The organism is Streptomyces sp. WAC06614 (genome assembly GCF_003949795.1).
In the GTDB taxonomy this organism is placed as follows: Bacteria; Actinomycetota; Actinomycetes; order Streptomycetales; family Streptomycetaceae; genus Streptomyces.
In genome coordinates, this window is sequence record NZ_RPRY01000312.1 from 1 (window position 1) to 7,880 (window position 7,880).

At 73.9% G+C, this 7,880-nt stretch carries 5 protein-coding genes, 1 tRNA gene and 2 pseudogenes; 1 reads left to right on the forward strand and 7 read right to left on the reverse strand.

Annotated features, from left to right (window positions below; translation table 11 throughout):
* Positions 1-278, reverse strand: a pseudogene (locus EF918_RS37775) (hypothetical protein); the annotation flags it as partial.
* Positions 279-987: 709 nt separating this feature from the next.
* Positions 988-2,350 (reverse strand): annotated as a pseudogene (locus EF918_RS28955) (peptidoglycan-binding protein).
* Positions 2,351-2,559: 209 nt separating this feature from the next.
* Between EF918_RS28955 and EF918_RS28960 the strand changes: the two are divergent.
* Positions 2,560-2,633 (forward strand) — tRNA-Lys (locus EF918_RS28960).
* Positions 2,634-2,696: 63 nt separating this feature from the next.
* On the opposite strand, the gene EF918_RS28965 is transcribed toward EF918_RS28960, so the two are convergent.
* The 5 genes from EF918_RS28965 to EF918_RS28985 form a co-directional block, all read right to left on the reverse strand.
* The gene (locus EF918_RS28965; RefSeq protein ID WP_125651892.1) at positions 2,697-3,404 is read right to left on the reverse strand and encodes a class F sortase; all 708 of its coding nucleotides are present in this window, start codon (positions 3,402-3,404) and stop codon (positions 2,697-2,699) included.
* A gap of 13 nt (positions 3,405-3,417) precedes the next feature.
* Complete coding sequence (locus EF918_RS28970; RefSeq protein ID WP_125651893.1) at positions 3,418-4,053, reverse strand: hypothetical protein; 636 nt, start codon at positions 4,051-4,053, stop codon at positions 3,418-3,420.
* A 114-nt stretch (positions 4,054-4,167) separates the two neighbouring features.
* Positions 4,168-4,947: an HAD-IIA family hydrolase gene (locus EF918_RS28975; RefSeq protein ID WP_125651894.1), complete on the reverse strand. Its 780-nt coding sequence runs from the start codon at positions 4,945-4,947 to the stop codon at positions 4,168-4,170.
* 140 nt (positions 4,948-5,087) lie between these two features.
* Positions 5,088-6,626, reverse strand: coding sequence for an alkaline phosphatase family protein (locus EF918_RS28980; protein WP_260610778.1), 1,539 nt, complete (start codon positions 6,624-6,626; stop codon positions 5,088-5,090).
* Between the two features lie 141 nt (positions 6,627-6,767).
* Complete coding sequence (locus EF918_RS28985; RefSeq protein WP_125651895.1) at positions 6,768-7,844, reverse strand: 2-aminoethylphosphonate ABC transporter substrate-binding protein; 1,077 nt, start codon at positions 7,842-7,844, stop codon at positions 6,768-6,770.
* Between the last annotated feature and the right edge of the window lie 36 nt (positions 7,845-7,880).

The window sequence follows — 7,880 nt, forward strand, 5'->3', positions numbered from 1 at the left end:
GGGAACGGGAGGCCCTCCGGGACCTCGGCGGCGGAACGGCCCGGGGCCGGCGCGGCCACCTGGGGCTCCTGCTCTCCCCCGGCCTCGGCCGGGCGGTGCCCCCACGCCGCGTCCATCCCGCGGGCCACGGCCTGCGCCACCACCAGCGCGACGCCGGGCCCCGGGATCCGCCCCTCCCCGCGGGCAGCGGGCAGGTGCGCCTCGGGTCCCTGGGGCTCAGCCCAGGGCGGGCGCCGGAAGTTCAGCGTGGCGTGGGCCGATCCACCGGGCTCGGGCACCGGCGTCCGCCCCGCCACCACCCCGTCCCGGCCGGCCTCCGGCGGGCACGCGGAGGCACCAGCCGGCTCCGCCTCCGGCCGGTCGCCCACGGCACGCGGCGCCCGGGCCACAGAACCGAGCCCCGGCTCCCCCGGCCCGCGCCCGGCCACCGCGGACGCCGGCGCCGTACCCGCCGGACCGCCGGGAGTCGCGGCCACCGCGGACGCCGGCGCCGTACCCGCCGGACCGCCGGGAGTCGCGGACACCGCCCGCGGCCCCGACTCCACCGGAGCCTGCCCCACCCCCGGCACGGGCGCGCCCGAAGGCGCGGGTGCGGCGCACTCCGCCGGCCCGGGCGCCCCGAGGCCGGCGCCGGTCGCCGTGGCAGCGCCGGATGCCGTAGGCGCCGGGACCGGCAGCGACCCCGGCTCCTCCGGCGCATGCCCCGTCGCCGGGTCCGACCCGACACCGCCAGGCCCGGCCGCAGCCAGCGGCTCCGCCGAGGGGGCCGGCAGCTCCCCCGGACCGGGCCCGGCCGCCGGGGACGCCGGGGCCGCACCCGCCGGACCCGCGTCCGCAGCGGACGCCGACCGCGGCCCCGCCGCGGGGCCCGCCGCCGTGGACGGGGCGAGTGGGGTCGGGGCAGGTGGAGGTGCGGGGTGGAGGTGGAGGGTGCCTGTCGTGGAGGTGGTCATCGTCGTCGTGGTGTGCATCGGTCTCGTGTCTCCCTCACGCGAACAGCCGGCGCCAGGTTTCCGGGCCCGGGTAGCCGTCGGCGGACGGTCCGCGCCAGCCCTGGGCGCGTTGGAAGGCCTCGACCGCGCGGCGGTCGGCCTCGGTCCAGGTCCGGCCGGGGCCGGAGCGGTAGTACTTGCCGAAGCCCTTCGCCAGCAGGCGGCGGCCGAGGGCCTCGACCGCCGGGTGGGCGTGGCCCGGGCGGAAGGCGCCCAGGCCCGGGTAGACCGTGGCCGCCGGTGCGGGCGGGGAGGCCGGGCGGCCACGGTCTACCCGGGCCGGGGGCGGCTTCGACCAGCGGACGGATGTCCTTGCCCTCCTTGCGCACCAGCAGCCGCCAGGTGTGCTCGCCCGGGATCCCGTCCGCGTCCGCGCCCGTCCACCCCTGGGCCTGCTGGAACGCCTGCGTGGCCTGCCGGTCGGACTCCGACCACTTCCTGCTCGGGCCCTTCGGGTAGAACCGCCGCCCGCCGCGGTCGACCAGCAGCTGGCCCAGCCGCAGCACGTGCTCGTTCTCCGCTCCCGGCCCGAAGGCGGTCGCCCCCGGGAACGCCGTCGTCCCCGGGCCGGCCGGCGGCTCCACCGGCAGCGTGCCGTCCGGCAGCGGGGCCGCGCCCGTCACCCCGGCGTAGCGGTAGGGGACGTACTTCGTGGCGTTGGTCCAGTACCCGTACGGGGTGGCCTGCTTGCGGGTGTTCGGCCGGGTCTGCTCGTACGCCACGTAGTGGGTCTTCGTCTCGTCCACCCAGCCGCCGAAGATCACCACGTGGGAGCCCTTGTTGGGGTCGGCCGGGTTGTGGAAGAGCAGCATGTCCCCGGGCAGCAGCTCGTCCTTGGTGATCTTCGTGGCGAACTTGTCCAGGCTGCCGGTCCACTCGTTCGACCCGAGGTTCCACACCATCGAGACGTAGCCGGAGCAGTCCTGCCGGTAGCCGTCCGTCCAGTACTCGGACATGCTGTACGGAACCTTCCCGTCCAGCCACAGCTTCGCCCGGTTGATCATCGTCGCCCGGTCCAGCCGCTTGACCGCTCCCGGCTTGCGCTGGGGCCCTGGGCGGCCCTTCGGGCCGTGCAGCGGGCCGCGGCCGCCCTGCGGGCTGCCCGGCGGCTCGTCGGCCGACGGCGCCGCGGGCGCGGCCGGGGACAGGGCCGCGGCGGTACCGGCCCCGCCGCCGCCGAGCACCACACCGGCCGCGGTCGCCAGCACCAGCACCCGCCGGGCGCCCCGCGCCGCCGGGTGCCCGCCGTCCCGCAGCGGTATGGCGCGGGCCCGGGCCGCCGCCCGACGGCGCTCGGCGCACCCCCGGCACGCGCAGTCGCCGGCAGGCTCGTACTCCTCGAAGACCGGCATCGGCATCTGCGGCTGCTGCATCGGCTCTCCCCTGATCGTCCGGGCCTACGTCCACCTCGTCGGGCCACCGGGGCCGCGTCTGGCGGGGCGTCAGGTGCGGGGTGACCGAGAGATATCGTGCACGAAAACCCCCCGAATATTCGTTAATCGGACAAGTCGGGCGTGGCTGGTCACGGGCACCACGAAACGTGGGGTAGAGTTTTCTCTGTCAGCAGGCGCCGCTAGCTCAGTTGGTTAGAGCAGCTGACTCTTAATCAGCGGGTCCGGGGTTCGAGTCCCTGGCGGCGCACAGACCAGCGAGGCCCCCATCCTTCGGGATGGGGGCCTCGCTGCATCTCGGGTACGACGTCGGTCACACCGCCCCGCGCGCCGGGGCCAGGGCCGGGGCCGGCGCGGGGGTCGTCGCCGCTCCCGCCGGGGTCACGCCCGTCAGGTACGCCGAGACCACCACGTTGGCCGAGTACTGCTTGGCCACCTTGTCGTACGTGCCCCCGCAGGTGATCAGCCGCAGTTCCGCCCGCCCCTTCACCCGCGGCCCGTACGCCTTGTGCGCGTCGAACGAGTCCCGCTCGTAGACCTGCACGTCCTCGACGGTGAACTCCGCCGTCGAGCCGTCGTCCCGCGCGACCCGCACGGTGTCCCCCGGCCGCGCGGTGCTCAGCCCGTAGAAGACGGCCGGCTTCGAGGCGGTGTCCACATGGCCCACCAGCAGGGCGGTGCCGGCAGCGCCGGGGCGGGTGCCGCCCGACCACCAGCCGACCACGCCCGGGGTCTCGTACGGGGGCGGGTCGACCGCCCCGTGCGGGTCCAGGCCGCGCGGCACGACGGGGGCGTGCACGCCCATGGCCGGCAGGTCGACCCGCTGGGGCAGGGCCGTCGCGGACAGCGGGGTGTGCGCCACCGGCAGGCTGATGCCGAACAGCGAGCCGGCCTGCGCCGAGGGCACCGGCTGGGCCTCGGTGATCTCCCGGCCCCACAGCCACAGGCCCAGGACCAGGACCGTCCAGGCGGCGACGGTGAGCAGCCGGCCGCCGGCGGACGAAGCGGGCTCGTCCGTCATCGACGGCCGCCCGTCACTGGCCGCTGCGGCGGCGCCGCATCGCCAGGGCCTTGCCCGCCACCGCCAGCGTGGCCACGGCCGCCAGGACGGCCCCGATCACGGTGTGGGGCAGGCCGGGGCCCTCGCCGGCGGGGTGCTTCTTGGCCGTGGTGGCGGCCAGTTCCGCCGCCATCCCGCCGCCGCCCGCGTGGCTCGGCCAGTACGGCGTGGCGTGGCCGGGGTGGTGCGGCTGCGGGTGGTCGCCGTGGCCGCCGTCGTGGTCGCCCTGGTGGTGGCCGCCGTGCCGGACGATCTGGATCGAGCCGGTGGCCTTCTCGGTGCCGTCGCAGAAGGCGCGGATGGTGTGCCAGCCGGGCTCGGCGCGGGAGCTGATGCTCGCCTCGCCGAACAGGGGGCTGCCGGGGCCGTCACGGCCGGTCAGCCGCGCCTCCCCGACGAAGACGGAGGACTTGGCCACGCCCTTGCGGCCGTCGCAGCCGTGGACGCGCAGCTCGACCTCCTCCCCGGGTCGGGCCGTGGACGGGCTGACCGAGACGGTCCCCCGGTTGCCGTCGGGGTTGGCCAGGGCGGTCGGGGCGGCCACGGCGGTGGCGGCGGTGAGGGCGACCGCCACCCCGGTGGTACGGAGTGCGAGCAGAGCGATGCGCATCGTGAACCTCCTCGTCCAGGAGGTTCACCCGTGGAGCGGCGCGGCGCATCCGCAGCGCCGCGGCGCTGACCCGAACGGTTCACGCTGCTGCGCCGTACGAGTCAGGCGCGGGTCTCAGACCAGGTCGACCAGGTCGGCGATCGAATTCACCGTGCGGGTCGGGCGGTAGGGGAACTTCTCGGTGTCCTCGACCGTGGTCAGTCCGGTCAGCACCAGGAAGGTCCGCATGCCCGCCTCCAGGCCGGCCAGGACGTCGGTGTCCATCCGGTCGCCGATCATGGCGCTGGTCTCGGAGTGCGCGCCGATGGCGTTCAGGCCGGTCCGCATCATCAGCGGGTTGGGCTTGCCCGCGAAGTACGGCTGCTTGCCCGTGGCCTTGGTGATCAGCGCGGCGACCGCGCCGGTGGCGGGCAGCGGGCCCTCGGTGGAGGGGCCGGTCTCGTCGGGGTTGGTGCAGATGAACCGGGCGCCGGCGTTGATCAGCCGGACCGCCTTCGTCATGGCCTCGAAGCTGTAGGTCCGGGTCTCGCCCAGGACGACGTAGTCGGGCTCGTGGTCGGTGAGCACGTAGCCGATGTCGTGCAGGGCGGTGGTCAGGCCCGCCTCGCCGATGACGTACGCGGTACCGCCGGGGCGCTGGTCGTCGAGGAACTTGGCGGTGGCCAGGGCCGAGGTCCAGATGTTGTCGACGGGGACGTCGAGGCCCATGCGCAGCAGGCGGGCCTGGAGGTCGCGCGGGGTGTAGATGGAGTTGTTGGTCAGCACCAGGAACGGCTTGCCGGACTCGCGCAGGCGGCTGATGAAGGCATCGGCGCCGGGGATGGGGGTGCCCTCGTGGATGAGGACCCCGTCCATGTCGGTGAGCCAGGACTCGATCGGCTTGCGCTCTGCCACTGAACTGTTCTCCGCTCTGCGTCCGCGGTGGCCGTGGTCTGCACCACTGTCGCGGCCAGCGTAACGGGAACGGGCTGTGGGCGCGGTCAGCGCCCACAGCCCGGACGGGACGGTGCTGCGGACCGGCTCGGCGGATCGGCTCAGCCGAGGTGGACGTTGTCGACGGCCCAGAACCAGTTGTTGCTGCCGGTGTAGCGGAAGCGGACCTGTACGTCGGTGGCGCCGGCCGGGACCTGGAGGGTGATCGCCTCGTCCTTGGCGACGGCGTCGGCCGTGTAGTTCTTGACCACCTGCGGGGTGCCGCCGTTGTACGAGACCAGGACCTGGGCGGTCTGCGGGGCCTCGTGGCGGTAGTGCGTGGCGTAGCGCAGGGTCGTGGTGGTGCCGCCGGTGACGGCCCACTTGGGCGTGATCAGCGTGGAGTCGAAGGAGCCGGTGTGGGCCTTGTCGTCCCACTCGTCGGAGTCGGCGACGGCGAACACGTCACGGGAGCGGACGTTGAGCTCGCGCCACTGGTCGCGCTGGGACTGCGACCAGAACTCGTCGGTGGCGAAGGCCCACCCGGCCCACTCGGCGACACCGCCGCTGCCCATCCGGGAGTTGTCCACGGACCAGCCGGCCGGCGGGGTGTGCGTGAACCCCTTGGTGCCGGCCGGGATGCCGGTCTCGTCCACCCGGGCCTGGAGCTGCGGGCGCAGGGTGTCGAACGGGTCGCTGTCCGGAGCGCCCAGCGGGACGCCGTCGACGGCGGAGCCGGCGGCCGCGCCCACGTGCTCCAGGGCGGTGGCGGCGACGTCGACCAGGCGGACGTCGTCACGGACCGAACCGGCGGGGATGCCGGCGCCCTTGGCGATCACGAAGGTGCCGCGCTCCTGGAGGGTGGAGCCGCCGTGGCCGCCGGCGTCGGTGTGGCCGTGGTCGGTGGTGACCAGGATCTTCCAGTTCTCCTGGGCGTAGGTCGGGCGGTTCTGGACGGCGGTGAGGACCTGGCCGACCAGGACGTCGACGCGGGCGATGGCGTCCAGGTACTGCTGGCCGGCGGCACCGTAGGAGTGGCCGGCCACGTCGACCTGCCCGAAGTAGACGAAGGAGGCGTCGGGGTCGCCGTCGCGCAGTTCGGTGGCGGCGGCCGTGGCGATCTTGGGGTCCTCGGTGCCGTAGCCGTCGCGGTCGCCCTTGAGGGAGAGGCGCTTGTCGACCTTGGCGGAGAAGACGGGGCCGCCCGCGTCGGTGGAGGTGAGGGGCTCCCAGTCGGCGGCCGCGCAGGTGCGGAGCGACGGCTTGGTGTTCTCGATCCGGGTCAGGAAGTCCGGGTGGGCCGTGTAGTTCTTGCCGGTGAAGGAGTTGTCCTTCACTCCGTGCTTGTCGGGCCAGACACCGGTGGCGACGGTGGACCAGCCGGGGCCGGAGGAGGTGGCGGCCATGGGGGTGGCGTAGAGAGTGCTCTTCGCGGTCAGGCCCTGGGCCATCAGGCCCTTCAGGTACGGGGCGTCGGCGGCCTTGACGCGGTCGAGGACCGTGCCGTCGATGCCGATGACGAGGACCTTGGGGGTGAGGGCGGCTTCCCCGGCGGCGCCGGCGGGGGTGGCCGGGGTCGTGGCGAGGGTGGCGGCGAGCAGGGCGGTCGCGCAGGCGGCGGCCACGCCGGTACGGCGGCGTCCGGGCAGGACAGGGGACACGTACTCCTCCAGGAGCAAGTGGTCGGGTGGTGCCGGGGACGTGTGCGGAACGGGCCCGGAGCGAACGGTGCGGGCGTTCGGTCCAGACCCGTTATCCACGCGTCGTACGATGGCGGCCGCACGTGGCCGCCGGGTTACGGCTCAGCTGCCGGTCGCGGACTTCCACGCGTCCACGTACGCCGCCAGGTTCTTGTCGATGTCGGCCCAGTCCGGCTCGAAGACCTCCACGCCGGTCATGAGGCGGGTGAGCTCGACGGCGTTGGCGTCGGTGGGCTTGACGTCCGTACGGGCCGGGAAGCCGCCGCCGACCTCGCTGACCAGCTTCTGGGCGTCCTCGCCGAGCAGGAAGTCCAGCAGCTTCTTGCCGTTCTCGGTGTGCGGGGCCTTGTCGACCAGGCCGGCCGCGTAGGGCAGGGCGAAGGTGGTGGGCCTGCCGCCGTCCTTGGCGGGGAACCAGATGCCGAGGTTGGGCATGGTCTTGGACTGGGCGAAGTTCATCTGCACGTCACCGTTGGCGACGAGCAGTTCGCCCTTGTCGGTCTTGGGGGCGAGCTTGCTGGTGGAGGACGACGGGCCGACGTTGTTGGCCTGGAGCTTCTTGAGGTGGTCCAGGGCCGGCTCCTTGCCGCCGAAGTCGTGCATCGCCTTGATGAGCACGGCGGTTCCGTCGCCCGCGACGCCGGGTGTGGAGTACTGCAGCTTGCCCTTGAACCTGCCGTCCAGGAGCTGCTCCCAGGTCCGGGGGGCCTCGGGCAGCTCCTTCTTGTTGTAGATGAAGCCGAAGTAGTTGTTGACGACGGAGGTCCACTTGCCGTCGGCGGACTTGTCGGCGCCGTTGACCTTGTCGGAGCCCTGCGGCTTGTAGGCCTGGAGCAGGCCCTTGCCGTCGGCCTGCTGGATGAACGGGGGCAGGGTGACCAGGACGTCGGCCTGGGTGTTGGTCTTCTCGCGGACGACTCGCTGGACCATCTCGCCGGAGCCGCCTTCGACGTACTTGACCTCGATGCCGGTCTTCTTGGTGAACTCGGCGAAGACCTTGTCGTACCAGCCGTCGCCCTTGTCGCTCTTGAGGCCGTCGGCGCTGTAGACGGTGACCACCTTCTCGCCCCCGGAGGAGGACGAACCGGTGGCGGACGAGCCGCCGCCGCAGGCGGTGAGGGTGGCGGCGAGGGCGAGGCTGCCGGTGAGTGCGGCGATCGGGCGCAGGTGACGGGACATGACGGGGGTTGCTCCTCGGAACGGGGACTGCGGGGG

Excerpts from the sequence above, each read along its gene's own strand:
- EF918_RS28970 (WP_125651893.1), bottom strand. The coding sequence starts at position 4,053 with ATGCGCATCGCTCTGCTCGCACTCCGTACCACCGGGGTGGCGGTCGCC.
- EF918_RS28965 (WP_125651892.1), bottom strand. The coding sequence starts at position 3,404 with ATGACGGACGAGCCCGCTTCGTCCGCCGGCGGCCGGCTGCTCACCGTC.
- EF918_RS28985 (WP_125651895.1), bottom strand. The coding sequence starts at position 7,844 with ATGTCCCGTCACCTGCGCCCGATCGCCGCACTCACCGGCAGCCTCGCC.